The following is a 572-nucleotide window of genomic DNA, read 5'->3' as shown; positions in this document are numbered from 1 at the left end:
CCGTATTTTGTAGATACAATTAAACATGCTCACATGGGACGAACCAAAGCGCGAGCTGAACATCAAGAATCACGGGCTTGACTTCGTTGGATGCGATGCAATCTGGGACCACTTCACAGTGACCCGCGAAGACAAACGGCAAGACTACGGTGAAGCGCGCTTGGTTTGTTTCGGTCTTCTTGAGTCAGATGTGGTTGTGATGGTTTACACCGAGCGCCCGAAAGGGCCTCACGTGATATCGCTGCGAAAGGCAGAAAAACATGAAGCTCGCTACTACCGCCAAGTTGCCAAAGAAAACCTCGGCTAAGGTCAACGACCCGGACAATCCAGCGTGGACTGAAGACATGTTGGGAGCTCCGGTTCTTAAACGTGGGCGTGGGCCGCAGGCCACTCCCACGAAGGTGCTCACCTCTGTTCGTTTGGATGCTGATATTTTGGAGTTCTTCAAGGCGCAAGGTGCTGGCTACCAGTCCCGGATCAATGCAGCGCTTCGCATGGAAGTGGAGCGAAATTTAACTGGTCGTCCAAGAGCGACAACGCGTAAGCGCGTCGCGGCTTGACTGCGCGTTGGG

At 53.7% G+C, this 572-nt stretch carries 2 protein-coding genes; both read left to right on the top strand.

The genetic code is table 11. The annotated features are described in order from the left end of the window. Positions 1–25 precede the first annotated feature (25 nt). Complete coding sequence (locus tag ACYVH8_RS12710; RefSeq protein WP_460489184.1) at positions 26–307, top strand: BrnT family toxin; 282 nt, start codon at positions 26–28, stop codon at positions 305–307. After that, positions 261–560 (top strand): BrnA antitoxin family protein, encoded by a 300-nt coding sequence (locus tag ACYVH8_RS12705; RefSeq protein ID WP_460489183.1) that lies wholly within the window; start codon positions 261–263, stop codon positions 558–560. Before ACYVH8_RS12710 ends, ACYVH8_RS12705 begins: the two co-directional genes overlap by 47 nt. Positions 561–572: the final 12 nt, after the last annotated feature.

It is taken from the genome of Curvibacter fontanus, assembly GCF_054780335.1.
This window is presented reverse-complemented; position numbering and strand designations above follow the sequence as displayed.

What these genes read in the sequence shown, in the direction of transcription:
- ACYVH8_RS12710 (WP_460489184.1), top strand. Translation starts at nt 26, where the DNA reads ATGCTCACATGGGACGAACCAAAGCGCGAGCTGAACATCAAGAATCAC.
- ACYVH8_RS12705 (WP_460489183.1), top strand. Translation starts at nt 261, where the DNA reads ATGAAGCTCGCTACTACCGCCAAGTTGCCAAAGAAAACCTCGGCTAAG.